Annotated in this window: 16 protein-coding genes and 1 tRNA gene; 7 read left to right on the top strand and 10 right to left on the bottom strand. The window is 61.7% G+C overall.

Annotated elements, in window-relative coordinates; all coding sequences use genetic code 11:
• From JQ632_RS01620 to JQ632_RS01630, 3 genes are all read left to right on the top strand, one after another.
• On the top strand, positions 1 to 1,191 hold a 1,191-nt coding region (locus JQ632_RS01620), incomplete at its 5' end, for a cell envelope integrity protein TolA (protein ID WP_212400528.1).
• A gap of 59 nt (positions 1,192 to 1,250) precedes the next feature.
• Positions 1,251 to 3,104, top strand: coding sequence for a caspase family protein (locus JQ632_RS01625; protein ID WP_212400529.1), 1,854 nt, complete (start codon positions 1,251 to 1,253; stop codon positions 3,102 to 3,104).
• Positions 3,105 to 3,109: 5 nt separating this feature from the next.
• Positions 3,110 to 4,957 carry a caspase domain-containing protein gene (locus tag JQ632_RS01630; protein WP_409363463.1) on the top strand — a complete coding sequence of 616 codons (1,848 nt, stop codon included), beginning with the start codon at positions 3,110 to 3,112 and terminating at the stop codon, positions 4,955 to 4,957.
• A gap of 447 nt (positions 4,958 to 5,404) precedes the next feature.
• Here JQ632_RS01630 and JQ632_RS01635 read toward each other — a convergent pair whose 3' ends face one another.
• The 6 genes from JQ632_RS01635 to JQ632_RS01660 form a co-directional block, all read right to left on the bottom strand.
• The gene (locus JQ632_RS01635; protein ID WP_312015553.1) at positions 5,405 to 5,749 is read right to left on the bottom strand and encodes a DUF3551 domain-containing protein; all 345 of its coding nucleotides are present in this window, start codon (positions 5,747 to 5,749) and stop codon (positions 5,405 to 5,407) included.
• Between the two features lie 183 nt (positions 5,750 to 5,932).
• Positions 5,933 to 6,595, bottom strand: a complete 663-nt coding sequence (locus JQ632_RS01640) for an oxidoreductase (protein ID WP_212400530.1) — start codon at positions 6,593 to 6,595, stop codon at positions 5,933 to 5,935.
• A gap of 414 nt (positions 6,596 to 7,009) precedes the next feature.
• Positions 7,010 to 7,450, bottom strand: coding sequence for a DUF6894 family protein (locus tag JQ632_RS01645; RefSeq protein WP_212400531.1), 441 nt, complete (start codon positions 7,448 to 7,450; stop codon positions 7,010 to 7,012).
• 6 nt (positions 7,451 to 7,456) lie between these two features.
• A complete protein-coding gene (locus JQ632_RS01650; protein ID WP_249151301.1) occupies positions 7,457 to 7,615 on the bottom strand; it encodes a hypothetical protein in 159 nt (52 codons plus the stop codon).
• 390 nt (positions 7,616 to 8,005) lie between these two features.
• Positions 8,006 to 8,176 carry a hypothetical protein gene (locus JQ632_RS01655; protein ID WP_212400532.1) on the bottom strand — a complete coding sequence of 57 codons (171 nt, stop codon included), beginning with the start codon at positions 8,174 to 8,176 and terminating at the stop codon, positions 8,006 to 8,008.
• 805 nt (positions 8,177 to 8,981) lie between these two features.
• Positions 8,982 to 9,194 (bottom strand): hypothetical protein, encoded by a 213-nt coding sequence (locus JQ632_RS01660; protein WP_212400533.1) that lies wholly within the window; start codon positions 9,192 to 9,194, stop codon positions 8,982 to 8,984.
• A gap of 1,033 nt (positions 9,195 to 10,227) precedes the next feature.
• On the opposite strand from JQ632_RS01660, the gene JQ632_RS01665 reads away from it, so the two are divergent.
• Both JQ632_RS01665 and JQ632_RS01670 read left to right on the top strand, forming a co-directional pair.
• Positions 10,228 to 10,443, top strand: coding sequence for a hypothetical protein (locus JQ632_RS01665; protein ID WP_212400534.1), 216 nt, complete (start codon positions 10,228 to 10,230; stop codon positions 10,441 to 10,443).
• An 88-nt stretch (positions 10,444 to 10,531) separates the two neighbouring features.
• A complete protein-coding gene (locus JQ632_RS01670; protein WP_212400535.1) occupies positions 10,532 to 10,738 on the top strand; it encodes a cold-shock protein in 207 nt (68 codons plus the stop codon).
• Between the two features lie 36 nt (positions 10,739 to 10,774).
• On the opposite strand, the gene JQ632_RS01675 is transcribed toward JQ632_RS01670, so the two are convergent.
• Positions 10,775 to 10,996, bottom strand: a complete 222-nt coding sequence (locus JQ632_RS01675) for a hypothetical protein (protein ID WP_212400536.1) — start codon at positions 10,994 to 10,996, stop codon at positions 10,775 to 10,777.
• A 567-nt stretch (positions 10,997 to 11,563) separates the two neighbouring features.
• Here JQ632_RS01675 and JQ632_RS01680 point away from each other — a divergent pair.
• Positions 11,564 to 11,761 carry a hypothetical protein gene (locus tag JQ632_RS01680; protein ID WP_212400537.1) on the top strand — a complete coding sequence of 66 codons (198 nt, stop codon included), beginning with the start codon at positions 11,564 to 11,566 and terminating at the stop codon, positions 11,759 to 11,761.
• A gap of 420 nt (positions 11,762 to 12,181) precedes the next feature.
• Entirely contained in the window at positions 12,182 to 12,454 is a 273-nt protein-coding gene (locus tag JQ632_RS01685) for a hypothetical protein (RefSeq protein WP_212400538.1), read from the top strand.
• Positions 12,455 to 13,743: 1,289 nt separating this feature from the next.
• Here JQ632_RS01685 and JQ632_RS01690 read toward each other — a convergent pair.
• The 3 genes from JQ632_RS01690 to JQ632_RS01700 all read right to left on the bottom strand — a co-directional run bounded on the left by JQ632_RS01690 (position 13,744) and on the right by JQ632_RS01700 (position 17,617).
• Positions 13,744 to 13,819: transfer RNA gene (locus JQ632_RS01690), tRNA-Lys, on the bottom strand.
• 264 nt (positions 13,820 to 14,083) lie between these two features.
• Entirely contained in the window at positions 14,084 to 16,759 is a 2,676-nt protein-coding gene (locus JQ632_RS01695) for a glycosyltransferase (protein WP_212400539.1), read from the bottom strand.
• Between the two features lie 267 nt (positions 16,760 to 17,026).
• Positions 17,027 to 17,617 (bottom strand): beta-1-3, beta-1-6-glucan biosynthesis protein, encoded by a 591-nt coding sequence (locus JQ632_RS01700; protein WP_212400540.1) that lies wholly within the window; start codon positions 17,615 to 17,617, stop codon positions 17,027 to 17,029.
• Positions 17,618 to 17,662 lie beyond the last annotated feature (45 nt).

A 17,662-nucleotide genomic window follows, 5' to 3' on the forward strand; every position in this document is an offset into this window, starting at 1 on the left:
TTCCGCTTCGTCCGCGACGATGTCTTGAAGAATACCGGCAACAAGCAGGAGCCCTATGTCTACGGCTCGCTCGGCGGCGATGATGTCGCGCTGATTCCTGCGAAGCCTGTTGTGACGGCGCCGCAAGGGCCGCAAGCCAACCCTCAGGACGGGATCCGCCGGGACTATGAGCTGGCCCTGCAGACAGGAAACCGGGACGGATGGGAAGCATTCCTCCAGGCTTATCCCGACGGGTTCTATGCAGGCCTGGCTCGTGCGCAGCTGAAGAACGTTGCAGCCGAAGAGGCCCGCGCGAGCGCAGCCGAGAAGGCGCGCCAGGCCGAGGAGGCCAAGGCGCGGCTCGCATCAGAGCGCGCCACCAAGGCCGAGCAGGACAAGGCAGCCGCCGCCGCCAAGGCCGCCGAAGATGCTCGCATTGCCGCCGAGAAGGCCAAGCAGGTTGAGGAAGCCAAGGCGCTAGCGGCCGAGCATCGCCGCAAGGATGCCGAGGTTGCCGTGGCCAAGGCGCTGGCCGACAAGCAGGCCGCCGAGAAGGCGCTCGCCGACAAGGCCGCGAACGACAAGGCGGCTTCCGAGCTGGCCGCAAAGCAGGCGACTGAGAAGGCCCAGCGCGACAGCGAGCAGAAGGTCGCCGCAGTCGCTCCAACTCAGACGGCACCCAGCCTATCGCCGCAGGAGACCGCCAAGCTGGTGCAGTCAGAGCTCCGTCGTGTGGGATGCCTGACGAGTGCATCGGACGGAGAATGGAACGCCGCCGCCCAGCGCTCGCTAACGCTGTTCAACAAACATGCCGGGATGAAGCTCGACACCAAACTGGCGAGCTTCGACGCTCTCGACGCGATCAAGAGCAAGCAGGGACGCGTCTGCCCGCTGGTCTGCGACCGCGGCTTCAGGGCTGATGGCGATAGCTGCGTGAAGATCACCTGCCGCGCAGGCTATCGCGTCAACGATGATAACGAGTGCGAGAAGGTGCAGGACAAGAAACCCGTCGCGACCCGCGAGGATGCCAAGCCGCGCGACGACGAGAGGAAGAAGGTTGAAGCTGCGCCCTCGAAGCCGCAGGCGACGGGCCAAATATTCTGCAACGGCGCCATCTGTCGTCCGGTGGGGAAGGGCTGTCGTCTTGAGAGCGCTCGAGGCGGAGTCGGCGCCACCGCGGCGGCGGGTAGACAAGAGGAAGTCTGCAACTGAGGAGAGATTGGGTAGGCTGTATGTTGATTACAACGATCACTTTATGACTTGGGACTGATATGGGCGCGCTTCGCTTTCTTTTGATTATTTTTGCCGTCTGGCTCGGATGCGGACCGGCAATGGCCGAACGGCGCGTCGCGCTGGTGATCGGCAATTCGGCCTACAAGAGCGTGGCCCGGCTCACCAACCCGGCGAACGATGCCACCCTGGTCGGCGGCATGTTCAAGAAGGCCGGGTTCGATGCGGTCGACATCAAGCTCGACCTCAATGCCGCGGAGATGCGACGAGCACTGCGTGACTTCAGCGACAAGACCAGGGATGCCGGGGTCGCCGTGATCTATTACGCCGGGCACGGCATCGAACTCGATGGCACCAACTATCTGATCCCCACGGACGCAACGCTGGAGAGGGATAGCGACGTTCTGGACGAGACGATTGCTCTGGACCGCGCGCTGTTTGCGGTCGAACCCGCAAAACAGCTCCGCCTGATCATTCTCGATGCCTGCCGCGACAATCCCTTTGCCAAGACGATGAAGCGGACGATCGCCTCGCGCGCCATCGGACGCGGCCTCGCCAAGATCGAGCCGACCAGCCCGAACACCATGATTGCGTTCGCAGCGAAGGCGGGTTCGACGGCCTCGGATGGCGACTCCAGAAACAGTCCGTTCGCGGCGGCCTTGGTCGAGCGCCTCCCGACGCCGGGACTCGACCTGGGCAAGGCTTTCCGCTTCGTCCGCGACGATGTCTTGAAGAATACCGGCAACAAGCAGGAGCCCTATGTCTACGGCTCGCTCGGCGGCGACGACGTGGCGCTGGTTGCGGCGAAGCCTGTTGTGACGGCGCCGCAAGGGCCGCAAGCCAACCCTCAGGACGGCATCCGCCGGGACTATGAGCTGGCCCTGCAGACAGGAAACCGGGACGGATGGGAAGCATTCCTCCAGGCTTATCCCGACGGATTTTATGCAGGTCTCGCCCGCGCGCAGTTGAAGAACGTTGCAGCCGAAGAGGCACGCGCAGCTGCCGCGGCCAAGGCGCGCCAGGCTGAAGACGAAAAGGCGCGGCTCGCGGCTGAGCGCGCCAACAAGGCCGAGCAGGACAAGGCGGCAGCCGCCGCCAAGGCCGCAGAGAGCGCCCGGCTCGCGGCCGAGAAGGCCCAGCAGATCGAGGAGGCCAAGGCTGCGGCCGCAGAGCTGCGCAGGAAGGATGCGGAGGCCGCCGTCGCCAAGGCGCAGGCCGACAAGCAGGCCGCCGAGAAAGCGCTCGCCGACAAGATCGCGAACGACAAGGCGGCTGCCGAACTGGCCGCAAAGCAGGCGGCCGAGAAGGCGCAGCGCGAGGGCGAGCAGAAGGTCGCGGCCGTTACCCCAACTCAGACGCCGCCCAGCCTCTCGCCGCAGGAGACCGCCAAGCTGGTGCAGTCGGAGCTCCGTCGCGTCGGATGTCTGACCGGCGCAGCAGACAGCGACTGGAACGCCGCCGCGCAGCGCTCGCTGACGCTGTTCAACAAACATGCCGGGATGAAGCTCGACACCAAGCTGGCGAGCTTCGACGCTCTTGACGCGATCAAGAGCAAGCAGGGCCGTGTCTGCCCGCTGGTCTGCGACCATGGCTTCAGGGCTGATGGCGATGCATGCGTGAAGATCGCCTGCCGCGCCGGCTATCGCGTCAACGACGATAACGAGTGCGAGAAGGTCCAGGACAAGAAGCCGGTCGCGACCCGCGAGGACGCCAAGCCGCGAGACGACCAGAGGAAGAAGGTCGAGGGCACGCCTCCGAAGCCGCAGGCGACGGGTCAGTTGATCTGCAATAGCGCGGGCTGTCGGCCGGTGAAACCCGGATGCCGCGTGGTGCCCTATCAACAGTTCAAACACGGGGTGGTGAGCACTGGTCAGCCCCAGGAGGAGTGCAACTGAGAACTATGGCTGTAATGGGCGCGCTTCTCTCGATCATTTTCGCCGTCTGGCTCGGATGCGGACCGGCAATGGCCGAACGGCGCGTGGCGCTGGTGATCGGCAATTCGGCCTACAAGAGCGTGCCGAAACTCTCCAATCCAGTGAACGACGCCGCGCTGGTGGGCGGCATGTTCCGGAAGGCTGGATTCGACACTGTCGATGTCAAGCTCGACCTTAGCGTCGTCGACATGCGCAAGGCGCTGCGCGAATTTGGCGGCAAGGCGCGCGAGGCCGACGTCGCCGTCATCTACTACGCCGGTCACGGCATCGAGCTGGACGGCAGCAATTACCTGATCCCCACCGATGCCGCCCTGGAGACCGACACCGACGTCTTCGACGAGGCTTTTCCGCTCGATCGCGTGCTGTTTGCCATCGAGCCGGCCAAGCAACTGCGCCTCGTCATTCTCGACGCCTGTCGCGACAATCCGTTCGCCAAGACCATGAAGCGGACCGTGGCGTCGCGTGCGATCGGGCGCGGGCTTGCCAAGGTCGAGCCGACCAGCCCCAACACCATGATTGCGTTCGCCGCCAAGGCGGGATCGACCGCGTCGGATGGTGACGCGAAGAACAGTCCGTTCGCAACGGCTCTCGTCGGTCGTCTTCCCACGCCGGGGCTCGATCTGCGCAAGGCCTTCGGCTTCGTGCGCGACGATGTCTTGAAGACCACCGGCTACAAGCAGGAGCCCTATGTCTACGGTTCGCTCGGCGGCGATGACGTGCCGCTGGTCGGGGCCAAGCCAGTCGCCACAGGACCGCCGGCGAACCCGCAGGATGCAGTTCGCCGGGATTACGAGTTGGCGATGCAGGCGGGCGAGAGGGATGCGTGGGACGCCTTTTTGCGTGCTTATCCCGACGGCTTCTATGCCGATCTGGCGAAGGTCCAGTTGAAGAAGATCGTCGCCGAAGAAACGCGCGCCGCCGCCGCAGACAAGGCTCGGCAGGCTGAGGACGAGAAGGCGCGGCTCGCGACTGACAAGGCCAGGAAGGTCGAGCAGGACAAGGCCGCAGCCGCCGCCAAGGCGGCCGAGGATGCCCGGCTCGCCGCCGAAAAGGCCAAGCAGATCGAAGAGGCCAAGGCGGCCGCAGCCGAGCAGCGCAGAAAAGATGCCGAGGCTGCCGTGGCCAAGGCGCTGGCCGACAAGCAGGCCGCCGAGAAGGCGCTCGCCGACAAGCTCGCCAACGACAAGGCGGCTGCCGAGCTTGCCGCAAAGCAGGCGGCTGAGAAGGCTCAGCGTGACGGCGAGCAGAAGGTCGCGGCAGTTGCCCCAACGCAATCGGCGCCGAGTCTCTCGCCGCAGGAGACCGCCAAGCTGGTGCAGTCGGAGCTCCGTCGCGTCGGATGTCTGACCGGCGCAGCAGACAGCGACTGGAACGCCGCCGCGCAGCGGTCGCTGACGCTGTTCAACAAACATGCCGGGATGAAGCTCGACACCAAGCTGGCGAGCTTCGATGCGCTCGACGCGATCAAGAGCAAGCAGGGCCGTGTCTGCCCGCTGGTCTGCGACCATGGGTTCAGGGCTGATGGTGATAGTTGCGTGAAGATCGCCTGCCGCGCCGGCTATCGCGTCAACGACGATAACGAGTGCGAGAAGGTACAGGACAAGAAGCCAGTCGCGACCCGCGAGAACTCCAAGCCGAGGGACGACGAGCGGAAGAAGGTCGAGGCCGCCCCCTCAAAGCCGCAGGCCTCGGGCCAGATGTTCTGCGGCTCAGCAGGATGTCGTCCTGTCAGGAGTGGATGCAGACTGCAAGAGGATCCCCGTGCCAGCAACGGAGGAGGAATGTCCGGCCGCCAAGTAGAAGTGTGCAATTGATCGCGGCATTGATTTTGCTGAATCGGGGACGCTTCCCTCGCGTGCAGAAACATCTTCGTCCCGACCTGCCGATCCTCACGACACTGCGCGCAGCGACGGGATTACGGTGACAGGTGCGCCGGGAGACTGGCGAGGAGTAGGTGGTGCAAGTCCACGACGATGAAGGAGTAGCGACCCGCATCGGCCCCGAGCCGCGCGCTGTTGGCCGCGAGGCCGGGAGCGAAGCGTCGGCAGGGGAGCATATAGCTCGTAGGATGGGTTGAGCTCTTGAGAAACCCATTGTCGGCAATTCGGTCAGTCACTCCGCGGCTTCCTATAGATTGCACCGACAATCGGTCCGGGATCGCAGTAACGCTGCACGCAAGAAGTGATGGGTTTCGCAAGAGCTCAACCCATCCTACGAGCTGGCGGGCCTTACGCTCCGGCAATACGCCGGAGCATCCATCGTCACTGCCTGCGGCGCGCCCGTGGCTGTTGGATACTCGGCTGCGGTACGGCCTGCTGTTGGAATAGAAGGCGCCGGTTTTCCTTGCAGATCACGTTCGACCGGCCGGACGCGGACCACAAGCACTGCTCTCTCGTCGAATAAGAGCAGTCGCCGGAAGCGCCGAGTTCCCCGCCATAGATGCACCAGGGGTAGTCATACGAAACGGGAGAAGCGGTGCCTGCGATGGCGGCCGTCCCGGCTGCCAGCAAGGCGAATATGACGAGTATCGTGCGCATATCCGGATGTCCTGTCGTAAGGTTTGGTGAATTCAACTCCTCGATGGGTTGAGCTCTTGCGAGACCCATCGTCAGCAATTCGGTCACTCCCCCCAGCTTCTTTAATCATAACAACACCGAGCAAGAACTGATCAACCGAAGGGCTCCGACAATTTTATCGAGGGCTCCGACGATCCATCGGGGATCGCAGCAGCGGTCGCGCAACAAGTGATGGGTTTCGCGGGAGCTCAACTCTTGCTACGAGCCGGAGATTTAAGGGCGGGCAAGCAGCGCCGTCATCTCCTTCCAGTGATAGACGCGCACCTTCTCCGTTCCATCCCGTGCGGCCTTGGCTATGGCGTGCGCGATCTGGTCGCCGGTGAGCCCACGGTAGCGATCAGCCGGCCCCACAAGCAGCGGATTGAGCACGTCCCACACTGCAACGAAGAGCCGTTCCCGCGGCCGGTCCTCATCGCGCTGGCCGAGGATCATCGACGGGCGGAATATGTGCGTGTGGTCGAAACCGAGCGCGAGGATATCGCGCTCCACCTCGCCCTTGGTCCGGACATAGAACATGCTGGATTTGGCATTGGCTCCAACGGCCGTGACCAGGAACACCGACCGCGCGCCGTTCGCCTTGGCGATCTCAGCCGCCAGCACCGGGTAATCGTGATCGACCTTGTAATACTCCGCCTCGTCAGGCGTGTGCTTGCGCGTGGTGCCCAGCGCGATGAAGATCTCATCGGCGACCAGTTGCGGTTTCAGCGCGGGCAGCGAAGCGAGATCGCCGATCAGCACCGTCAGCTTCGTGTGGCTGAGCGCCAGCGGCTTGCGAACCACCGCAATCACCTGCGCGTAGTCGGGGCTGTCCAGGAGGTCGCGCAGCAGATGCGAGCCGATGAAACCGGTCGCGCCGAAGACGATTGCTTTTTTCATGTTGGGCTTGCCTTACAGATGCAGGAATATTCAGCGGAGATTTGCCTATAGGACATGCTCAGAGATCGGCCTCATCCCAGTCAAGCGGGACGCCTCGCCATTCAGGGCATCGGGTTGATCTTGGGCGCCGGAATCGGGCCTAGACGGCAAACCCCTGCCGACTTGGAGTACGGCAGGGGTTTGAGCGGATGGATGGTTCGAGGCTAGGGGCTCCTAGGTGTCGCGCCAAGGATCCGCAGCACGAGCACAGCTCAATGAAAGGTATCGAGCAAGACGAAAGAGTCGGCAGCGATCGTGTATTGTATACGAGGTGCAACCTCAGCTCATTTTTTTGCTGCGCCGATTTCGGGTTAGGTTCGCCTGCATATCTTGCCGGTGGGCCGGTGCTGCAGTCGGGCAATACCCGGTACCGGGTTAGTTCAAGCAAGCACGGGCTGGCCGCCTGCCGGTCATGGGTGTGGAAGGCTGATCCTGCATCCTCAAGGTCACGGCCCTGGTTCGCCCACCGTCGGATGAGACGATCTCGAGCGATGTGGACATGCTGAGGACCAGACCGTCGTCTGTCCGGATATTGACGCTGAGGCTCGGCGCACGCGATGGAGGTTGATCGCGGATGGCCTCAACCAAAGACCTCAGTGCCGCAAGACGGGCCGCTTCGATGTCTGGCAGGTCGATGCCTCTATCGTCAAATGTGATACCGGTCGCGTCCTGATAGTCGAAGTAATAGCGCATTAGGCCCAACGGCAGAGGGCGGGAGGTGTTCCTATTTTTGGCCTGTCCCAAGAGGTCGTGGCCAAGATGGATGCCGCTTGTGATCCGGGCAATCAATTCAACAAAGCCGAGACCGGGGCTCATCCTGCTTCAATTATTGGGCCTCGCCCGCCAGCCGTATTCCTGGTGTGGGATCGTAGCGGTGATGTCGACATCCTTGCCGGCCGACATGCGCCAAGCCGCCACCCCGAAGCACAAGGTCAGGGTTAGGGAGACGGCAAGCAGAAGTATCGAGACGAAATGGCTCACGCGGGTACGCTCCACAATTTGAAACTACGAGGGGAGAGCGAACACGAGTTGCTGATTCGAAAAATGCAGGCGCGCTGACCTAGAGGCGGATTTCCCCCATCACACACATGATTGGTCACATGATCAGTCACTTGGGCCGAAAGCGCTGACGAGCCCAATCGTGATGGGCACCAGCCCAACGACAGTCCATAGGGCGGGCGAGCTGGAGGAAAGGCCTGCGACCAGTATCCAGACACCGAAGCCCACAATGGCTGCCGAGATCGCGTAGGCGATTGCTTCTTGCATCGGCCGATCCACGCGCAACAAAGGATCGATTGCGCCTGTAGGACTCGCAGCAGACGAGAAGGTTCCTATTCGGGCAAGATCACCATGTCAGCCTGCTTCTCGACTTCACTCGGGCAGGAGCTCGGAAGCTTTTGTCCCGGCCAGGCTGTGGAAATTGTTGCAGTGACCGATGGCCATGCTGGCGGCATGAAGCTTGGTCGACGACGGATAGGACCACAGCAAGGTCGTTGCACCGAGGAAAGTAACGGCCGCGGCTATGGCTAGTATCGTGCGCATGGGAAACCTCCTGGCTTCCCCCCGATTGAGGGTTCGTCCGACAGCTCGATCAAAGGTTCAATGAACAACGTTAAAAATCGAACGGCGCCGGCCATGCGAGTTCCGTGCGGGCACGCGCGGTGCGTGCCTATCTCTCTGCTGGCCACCAGTGGGATGGCGGATTAGTTGGTATCGGTGAAGCTCCGAACACCGGCGGCAGCGCATGTCGCGCGCGAACTCGTGCGCGAGCGGTTTGGCACCCGAGTGGCGATCTCAGTTCAAATCAGCCAATCTCATCTTCCCAGATGTGTGTCCGGCACCGCTGGCACTGGAGCAGACGAACGTTCTTGCTCTCGTGTGGATCGAACAGCGACAGCACAGCATGCAGAATCGACGAGCAAGACGGACAAGATGAGCGATCCGACCCGGTCGGTGGATTGCTGGTCGTGGCTGATGGCAATGCCCCTGCGGGTGTCCGGTGAGTCATGACCGCCCCATCGTTGGATTTGGCGAAAAGCCCAGCGATCCCTAACCCTCCCGAGGACCGCCGGGCGCTGCGCCAGTATCAGTAGCTATCGAAACGCTGCAAAGTCTGAGTGGTTGGCGGCGGTACTGTCAGTCAGGTACCCGACATTCAGTCCGCATGGGAACGTTGCGAAAATTTTGGCTTGTCGGAACTGAAGCAGGATGACAGCCCACGGCTGCACCGCTCCGTTGATCCAGATCAACGAAGCGCAACAGCCGGCGGCTCGCGACGCATGCGCGTCGGCTGAGACGGCAAGAAATGAATGCCCGTCGGCTCGGAGGTCAGCGGGCTCTTTTTCGGTTAGCTGTCTCGGCAGGAAATGCCGAAATTATCGCAGGTGAGCGCAAAGGCTTGTCTCGCCTTGGCGTCCTCGAAGCAAAAGCGCGCGCCGATGTCGGCGCGGTCGATATGCCACTCCACTTTATGTTCCTTGGCGATGCGTGAAGCTTCGCCGCGTAGCAGATCCAATTGTCGTCCCGCAGCGAAAACGATTAAGCAATTTTCATTTGGCATTATGCCCGTCCTCCAATGTCAATCCGGACGCAATAACCTGCCGCTGCTTTGCGGAAAGGCAATATGAATTAAATCACAATTTATTCCGATTCTGTTAATCCTTGCGGCATCAACAGGCCTTGCGGGTTGGCGCGAATGCGCTATTCTGCAACCTATTTTAGAATAATTAATCGGAGCACCCGGTGCCAATTAAATCGATCGTTACCGCTTATGTGCGTTTGGAGAATCGGCGAGCCCTGGAGAACATGCGTGAGCTTCGGTGCCAGTTGTTGGGAGCACTGGAGTCCACATCCGGGATCGACCCGGCCCAATCTCGAGATTCTGTACTTGAGGACCTCCGAGTGATCGAGGATGGACTGGAGCGGCTCCGGGCGCCGCCGGCAACGATGGCTGAGAACGAGTGGCGTTGAACTCAGGCAGCCCTAACGTTCTCAGCGCGCAAAGTTGGATCGGAACAATTCAGCCACGAATCGGGCTTAGTCCAACTTTTGGCCAGACCTCACGGGCCAAGGGGGAATGGTCAGGCCCGACGCGCGTCGTCCGGACACGGTCTCGCGTTGGGCCTTTCCCCGTGGATTGCTTAAACGACCCCGTTTAATCTGGAGCGACGTCACCCGAGGAGCGCGCTGGCCTTGAGATCATGGCCGGCAACTATCGCGCGGCGCTTCTCGATCATCAGCCCCACAATCGATTTGCCAACACAGTGCCCACACGCTTGTTCGGGCAGTTGGCTTTTCCGGCTCAAGTCTCAACGGCCGCCGCCTGTCGCCCAATTTCGCGGTCCAGCACCTCGCGGACATGCTGCGTGAGTTCAAGACCAGCTACTTCGCAGCATGGCACGGCGAGACGCAACAGCGGGGTGCATCATGAGGCGCCGGCGCCGATCGCACAGGAAGCGCAACCGGCAGCGGCTGGCGGCTCACGCCAGACGGCTGAGGCGGTGGCTTATCCACAAGCTCGGCGGCGCTGGCGTCTTGTTTCGGCGCCGCCAAGGTTCAGGATCAAAATCGCGACTCATCAGAGGAGCAAGCACATGCGCAACAGGAAAGCGGCGGAAGCAAATGCTGATGTTGCGGACCGGATTGCTCAAATCGAGCAGATGACGTTGGACCAGATCGCAACGTTTCAGTGCAGAATGCTGTCCGATATTACTGCCGGCAGAATCGCGCCAAGAGAAGCCAGCGCTATAGATCGCGCTCTCAGAAAACGGCTGAAAGCGATTGAGCAGGAACTGCGCGAGGGCGGCTGAGGCCCGCCGGTTCACGCTGGCGGGCCCTTTGTTTCGCCAGATTTCTAGACCCATCCTTTCACGTTTCGAATTAATGGGGAGAATCGACGTGGCGACAGGCATTGTGAAGTGGTTTAACTCGACCAAGGGATTTGGTTTCATCCAGCCCGATGACGGCGGCCAGGATGTTTTCGTACATATCAGCGCAGTCGAGCGAGCCGGTCTCTCGGGCCTGGCGGAGGGACAAAAGATCTCTTATGAGGTCCAGGTCGATCGGAAGCGCGGCAAGAGCAGCGCGGAAAATCTGCGCGTCTGATACGCGCTCCGAAAGAGGCCGCCAACTGAGGCGGCCTTACTTCACCCTAAGTTCCTTGATCGCGAGCGCGGAAAGCTTCGCCGGGTCGCGCACGCCAGTTCGTGCGATCTCGATTATTTTCTTGGCGATCATCTCGGCTAGCGGGTCATTTCGGTCAACAAGACCGATGGTGTGCAATGTCTTCTCGTAGGCCGTTGTCAACCGGCTGATCTCGTCCGATCCCATCGGTAGGTTTTGCAATAAGCGATAAATGGGCATGTGGTGCTCCCTTTTTATCTGGCGGGAGCCGAGCACTCTCAGTCACCGATAACAGCCACGGTCCAAGCGGTGATGTAGGAAACGGTATTCTTGAAATGTCCTTCAGGCCAGTCATTTTCAACCTAGGCCACTAGGAGTCGAAACAGGCCAGTGCCAAACGGAGCGGGCGGCAAATTATCAATCCCTTGGGCCTCGAGGAGCTTGCGAGCCACCGCGTGTCGTGGGTGTAAAAAAGCGCCGAGCGTCCCCCGGGCAAGAGGCGGCAACTGACGAGTGCGTGGGGCTTCGGTCCCGCGCTCATACCTCGAATGCGACGCAGCTTGGGCCCCGGTCACCGGGTGGTCACCACGGGCGGTGACCTGGCGGACAAGCGAGGTCCAGACCGCCCCACGCTGGCGGGCCTTTCTCAAAGGAAGACCATCTAAGCATCCTGCAGGACTTCGGCGTATATAGGTTAGTTCCGTACATGCGTTAGTTTATTGTCACAGTGCTTTCCAATTCTCGCCAATTTTGCGGGTCAGCAAACGAGAGCAAATAAGAACAAGGGGACATCACGGGGGGCACACTGTGGCCATCAAGAATATCGTCGTTCCTTTGGAAATCGAACATGCGTTGCACGAGGTGCAGGCCGCACGGCGTGACCTCACCATAACCGGCTTCTGCGTGCAGCAGGCGGAAGCGCTTCGCAGACTAGATCGAGCCAAAGTCAGTCTTGTTGATCTGCTACGGGCGCACACCAGCCTTCTCACGTCGGCAACCCGCTGACTTCGGCAGCGCAGCGATGTACTCACCAGTTCGAGAAACCGCGAATTCCGCTATTTATTGGCTGCCTACAGAAAACCAAAAAATTAAATGTGGAAATAAATACTATTAAATAGTAGTATTGGAAATGCTTGGCGCCGGATGCACGCGTCGAGCTTGATGACGGCCCCGGCACCCGTCCCCAGCCACCCCAACCCTCGGGATGCCGGGGCCGTTCCATCGCGAATTGTGAGGCGAATCATGCGTCTATCAGTGGGCGACGTGTTTCTCGTGTCCGCTATGACAGGGGCTGTTCTCCTGCTTGAGATCGGACTTTTGATCGTTTGGGGTGTGATCTGATTAGGATTGCCCCCCAAAGGCTCTCAGCACCGAGGCCATCGTCAGCCGCGATAGAGGGACCACGCGGTTGCGGAGGAGAACAAAATGCGCGTTTTCTCGGTGGCGTTCTTCGCTTTGGCTTTGCTGGCCCAGGCTCATGCACAGGAGAAGACCAAGAACCCTGAGGTGTCGTGCAGTTATACAATAAGCAGCGGGGAGACGTACGCAGTTCCCGCCGGTGAAGCTCTTTGCTGGCGCGTGCCGGCGCCTTCTTACAAGTTATACACGCTGCTACAGCGTGACGCGCCATTCTTCCGGGAGCTTGTCCGGGTGAAGCGAGGCGATCCGCGCTGCAACAAATATGAGGATCGGCAATAGGTCTCGCTGGCGGCGATCTCGACTAGCTTGCGGCCGGCTACCTCGATCGGCCTCAAGGCCGCCCCCAGCCCTTGCTCATTTGGCGCGCATAATTTTGGTTTTGTCATCCACTGTGTCGATCGCGGTACAGGGCATCGGCCGGAATCGCCGTAGGCTTCGGATGCGTCTCTCATGGCGCTTCCTCCCTGCACTTGAGCCCGCCGGGAATGGCGGGCTTCCTTCGATGCATCGGAGAATGACCCTCGCTTGTGAGGCGTGGATCCAAACGCGCGCTACCAATCGGCGGGGCCACCACTGCCGTCGAATACGTCGTACACGCATGCCGGGAAGATAGGGATTTCGGCTCGTTTGCCAAATTAACCAAATTAAATAAATTAAACGGAAGCGGCGTGAAATAATTTATATGCTGAGAAGACTTGGCGCCAGAGCCCTAGCGTCAAGCGAACCTTGCGGTCTCGGCACCGGTCCACCCACCACTAAGTGCCGAGACCGTTTTAGGCATCCGGGTGGTCGCGAGAGTCATGGACCGAGATCGTTTTGAGGCGATGTCCTTCGAAGAGTTGTGGGCTCTCCATACGGAGATCGACAAAGCTCTCGCCGCGAGGATTGTTGCCGAAAAAAACGGACTTGAAAGGCGGCTTGAACGACTCGACCAGGCGCGGAACGGAGCCGGCCCGCAAAAAAATTGAGTTGGCGGACTGCCGGCAACTACTGGATTAGGTAACCATTGGCCAGGTAACCCCGCGAACGTTCGGCGGTGAGCTTCATCGATATCCCATCGCCGGGACCACAGGTTGAAGTCGGGCCGCACCTCTGCGTCGCGCTTGCCGCAGGCAGTGCAGACGAAACGCGGCTCGATGTCGGAGAACCGCACATCGTCCGCCCAAGCGATCGGCGCCGAGCGCCACGCTGTGGCTGCAGCGGTAGTCCGCGCAATAGACCAGCACGCCGGCATCGCGCATGTCGCCGAAGGTGATCTTCTGGGGCCGCTGCATGCTGCATCAAAGCGGCGGCGCCTCCGCTCGGCAAATTGTCGATTCCTAGCGGCTCAGGACGCTCGCGAACTACTGCCTGTCGTGGGTGTGGGGAATTACTCCAACGGCCGTTTGATGATGATCGAGACGATGAGCCAAAGCGCCGGCAGCGAGAGCGCAAGCAGAATGATCCCGAGGAGGAGCGCGCGAACTCTCGTCATGACAGCACTCCGGCAGTGTGCATGCCGCGTGCACAAGCCAAAAAGCATTTAACGATTTGTCGTCGAAAATCGGATCTAAGTGCTTGATTTAACTTGGTGAGCGCGCTGGGGCTCGAACCCAGGACCCCGTGATTAAAAGTCACGTGCTCTACCGGCTGAGCTACGCGCTCCCATGGTCAGGATGGCCTGCGAATAGATCGCCATCGCAACCGGGTTTTTCCAGAGCATGTCTTGCCGCAACGAGTGCGTCGCGGGGAAAACGGAAAACCTTTTCCGGATCATGCCTTCGGCCCGCGCTGTGTAGGGGCGCAGGCCGCGAAGGTCAATAGTGCAGGGGGCTGCCTGACATTGCGGCAGCCAAGTGGATTGCCTCGCCCTTCCCGGGGCTTAAGGCGAAATTCTCAAGCACCCAGGCCGCCAGCCATCCACCGCCATCAGTTCGTCGCCTCGCGGCGCACCTCGCTGGCCACCGGCTGCGAGGAGCCGGCTGATGTCGGCAGTGCGACCGGGCGCAGGCCGATCAGCTCGGCGGTGCGGATCGCGCTGTCGCGCCAGAACTGGAAGGAGTTGATACGGCTGAGCTCGAGGATCGCGATCGCCACCGCCGCGAGGAACGGCAGGCTCTGCAGCACCAGGACCGCGGCGTAGATGTAGATCTCGGTGATCTGCTTGTAGCTGTTGGTGGCGATCAGGACTCCGGCGCCGATCAGGAGAAGGGCCGCGATCACGGCCTCCCAGAACGCCTGGAACTCGATCGACATCCGCGACAGGCCGCCCTTGGAGGTGCGGGCGAAGGCGAGGTGCTCGGTGATCAACCCTTGCGCCACCGCGCGCGACACCGTCCATTGCACGCTCATCGCCGCGATCATGGCGCCGAGCATCTGGCCGGGTTTGATCGCGACACGCAGGCGGTACATCGACAGGAAGTGCGCGAGGGAAACGATGAAGGCGGCGATGATCGGCAGCGTCAGGATCTTGTCGGGGATGGCGATGTCGGCAAAGGCGACGATCGGCACCCAGATCAGGTTGAGCAGCGCCACGACCACGCCGAGGCTTTCGGCGCCCAGCCAGTTCAGCCAGCCCAGCGAATATTCGCGCCTCTGGTCCGGCGTCAGCCGGCTCGCGCCGGGCAGGAAACGCCGCCAGTGCTTCTTGACGATCTGGAAGCCGCCATAGGCCCAGCGATGGCGCTGCTTCTTGAAGGCCTCGTAGGTGTCGGGCAACAGGCCCTGGCCGTAGCGGTGGCTGGTGTAGTGCGTGACCCAGCCGAGCTCCTGGATCGCAAGGCCGAGATCAGAATCCTCGCAGATCGTGTCGGATGACCAGCCGCCGGCCATGTCCATCGCGGCGCGGCGGATCAGGCACATCGTGCCGTGCACGATGATGCCGTTGAACTCGTTGCGCTGGACCATGCCGATGTCGAAGAACCCTGCATATTCGCCGTTCATGATGTAGTGCATGATCGACAAATCGCCGTCGCGGTGCTCCTGCGGCGCCTGCACGAGGCCGACGCGCGGATCGCTGAAGGCCGGCACGAGATCCCTGAGCCAGTCGGGATCGACGACATAATCGGCGTCGATGATGCCGATTATCTCGGCGTCCGCAGCGGTGCGGTCCATCGCGATGCGGAGCGCGCCGGCCTTGAAACCCTGCACCTTCTCGGCGTTGATGAACTTGAAGCGTTCCCCCAACGCGCGGCAGTGGTCCTGGATCGGCTGCCAGAAGGCGGGGTCCGGCGTATTGTTGATGATGACGACGCATTCGTAGTTCGGGTAGTTGAGCCGCGACAGCGCATCGAGCGTCTGCTTCATCATCTCGACCGGCTCGAAATAAGCGGGGATGTGGATCGAGACCTTTGGGAAATAGTTCGGCCCTGCCTCGGTGGTGATCTCGGCGACCTTCGCCTTGGTGAGCAGGCGGCGCGGCGGCCTGCCGAAAGCGACTGCCGCGATCTCCTCGATCCGCGCCATCGCGATGAGGACGAGGGGAACAAGGAGGATCATGCCGAGCGTTAGCGCGAAGGCCGAGCCGAACACGAAGTAGTGGGTGTTCCAGAAGGCGAACACGGTCGCAGCCCACGCGCCGACGCCGTTGGCGGTTGCCGCCAGCAGGAAGGCCTGGCGCGCGGTCGGCTGCGACAGCCGTAGAATGGGCAGCGACAGCAGGATGCCGACCAGCAGCGCAATGGTCGCGAGCTTCCAGTAATCCGGGTTTACGATGGGGCCGGTCCAGGCGAATTTCGGCTCACGCGCGGCGGTGTAGATGCCCCAATAGGGACCGACGCCGCCTTCGACGAATTTCCAGGGCTGATCGATGGCTTCGACGATGTTGAATTCCATGCCGATGGAGTCGGCGCGGCTGACGAAATTGCGCAGCGTCACCGCCTGCCGGAACGGCCCCGGAATCGCGTCCTTCAGATTGTAGCCGGCCGACGGCCAGCCGAACTCGGCGATCACGATGCGCTTGCCCGGGAAGGCGTCGCGCAGCTTCTGATAGATGATCATCGCCTGGTCGACGGCCTGCTTGTCGGAAAAGCCTTCCCAGTACGGCAGGATGTGCGCGGCGATGAAGTCGACGGAGGAAGCGAGCTCGGGATGCTCGAGCCAGATGTTCCAGATCTCGCCGGTGCTCACGGGCACGTTGACCGAGGACTTGACCTTCTTGATCAGCTCGATGAGCTCGTCGACCTTCTGATCGCCGCGGTAGATCGTTTCGTTGCCGACGAAGATGCCGTTGACGTTGCTGTTGCGCTTGGCGAGCTCAATGGCGGCGTCCATTTCGCGCTTGTTGCGGTCGGGATCCTTGTTGATCCAGCCGGCAACCGTGACCTTCATGCCGAACTCGTTGGCGATGGCCGGCACCAGCTCGTTGCCTTCGCCGGACGAATAGGCGCGGACGGCGCGCGTCGTCGTCGACAGCGTCTTCAGATCGGCGCGAATCTTCTGCGGATCGGTGGTGAGGTCGGTGACGTGGTGCGGCTCGAACGGCGTATAGGACAGGCTCGGCAGGATGCCCTTGAAATCGGGGGCGGGGATCTTCTCCTGCAACAATCCCCAGATGCCCGCATGCAATGCGGACACGAACAGGACTACGGCGACGACGGCGCGCATCGCTGGCTAAACCACTTGGGGCTGAGATGGCAGGGAAACGGATCCGACCCCGAGATCCGACCGTGTCCGCGGCAAATGGAGCATAACTCTGCCACGCCTTTTCACAACTGTTATGACGCCAAGTCCTTAGAGGGACCAGGTCCTTTGAGGGACCAAGTCCTTCAAAGGGATGTCCTTTTAAAGGCGTCGTGGCGTCGTCCCGGGCGCGAGCAGTGCCAACCGCGTCTATGGCCGATCGCTCCTGAACGGCAAATGAAACGATAGCGGCTATTTCGGGGGCGCGGGCGAGGGGCTTGCCGCGGGCGCCGGGCTGGCCGCCGGCTGCGGCGAGGTGCCGGTGGTAGGCGTGGCCGGCGCCGACGCCGCGGCCGCCTGGACCTGCGCCGCCGGGTTGATCCAGCAGGCATGGACGCGGCTCGTAAGCGTCTCCGGGACCTTGTTGTCGATCTGCGCCGCGAACCGGGTCAGGCAGCGGAATGTCGCCTGGATATGGCCGCCGGGGCAGCCGAAGCGGTCATAGAGGTCGAGATGGCGGAAGGCGGTGTCGAGATCGTCCCGCCACAGCAGCACCACCACGCGCCGGCCGATCCAGACGCATTCAGGGTTGCCGGCCGGGCCGTTGATGGCCTGGGCGGCTTCGGCGAATTCGTCGGTCCTGCGTTGATTCTGGCTGGCTTCCTTCGCAGCGTCGGCCGGCGCCGCTGCGGCCGCCTTGCCCTGGTCCTGCGGTTTCAGGTCGCCGCTCTGGGCGAACGCGCTCTGGGTGAACGCACTTCCGATGCCGAGCAGGACGACGAGGGAGGGGACGGCCAACTGCCGCAGGACCGCATTACGTAACTCGAGCACCCGTCGCCGCATAAATTCCCCGTTCTGACTGAAGCCGTCCGCGTGGAGACTGCTCGG

Origin of the sequence: Bradyrhizobium liaoningense, assembly GCF_018130955.1 — a bacterium.
GTDB lineage: Bacteria > Pseudomonadota > Alphaproteobacteria > Rhizobiales > Xanthobacteraceae > Bradyrhizobium > Bradyrhizobium liaoningense_C.

What these genes read in the sequence shown, in the direction of transcription:
- JQ632_RS01685 (WP_212400538.1), top strand. Translation starts at nt 12,182, where the DNA reads ATGCGCGTTTTCTCGGTGGCGTTCTTCGCTTTGGCTTTGCTGGCCCAG.
- JQ632_RS01645 (WP_212400531.1), bottom strand. Translation starts at nt 7,450, where the DNA reads ATGAGCCCCGGTCTCGGCTTTGTTGAATTGATTGCCCGGATCACAAGC.
- JQ632_RS01655 (WP_212400532.1), bottom strand. Translation starts at nt 8,176, where the DNA reads ATGCGCACGATACTAGCCATAGCCGCGGCCGTTACTTTCCTCGGTGCA.
- JQ632_RS01695 (WP_212400539.1), bottom strand. Translation starts at nt 16,759, where the DNA reads ATGCGCGCCGTCGTCGCCGTAGTCCTGTTCGTGTCCGCATTGCATGCG.
- JQ632_RS01665 (WP_212400534.1), top strand. Translation starts at nt 10,228, where the DNA reads ATGCGCAACAGGAAAGCGGCGGAAGCAAATGCTGATGTTGCGGACCGG.
- JQ632_RS01625 (WP_212400529.1), top strand. Translation starts at nt 1,251, where the DNA reads ATGGGCGCGCTTCGCTTTCTTTTGATTATTTTTGCCGTCTGGCTCGGA.
- JQ632_RS01635 (WP_312015553.1), bottom strand. Translation starts at nt 5,749, where the DNA reads ATGGGTCTCGCAAGAGCTCAACCCATCGAGGAGTTGAATTCACCAAAC.
- JQ632_RS01675 (WP_212400536.1), bottom strand. Translation starts at nt 10,996, where the DNA reads ATGCCCATTTATCGCTTATTGCAAAACCTACCGATGGGATCGGACGAG.
- JQ632_RS01660 (WP_212400533.1), bottom strand. Translation starts at nt 9,194, where the DNA reads ATGCCAAATGAAAATTGCTTAATCGTTTTCGCTGCGGGACGACAATTG.
- JQ632_RS01700 (WP_212400540.1), bottom strand. Translation starts at nt 17,617, where the DNA reads ATGCGGCGACGGGTGCTCGAGTTACGTAATGCGGTCCTGCGGCAGTTG.
- JQ632_RS01640 (WP_212400530.1), bottom strand. Translation starts at nt 6,595, where the DNA reads ATGAAAAAAGCAATCGTCTTCGGCGCGACCGGTTTCATCGGCTCGCAT.
- JQ632_RS01630 (WP_409363463.1), top strand. Translation starts at nt 3,110, where the DNA reads ATGGCTGTAATGGGCGCGCTTCTCTCGATCATTTTCGCCGTCTGGCTC.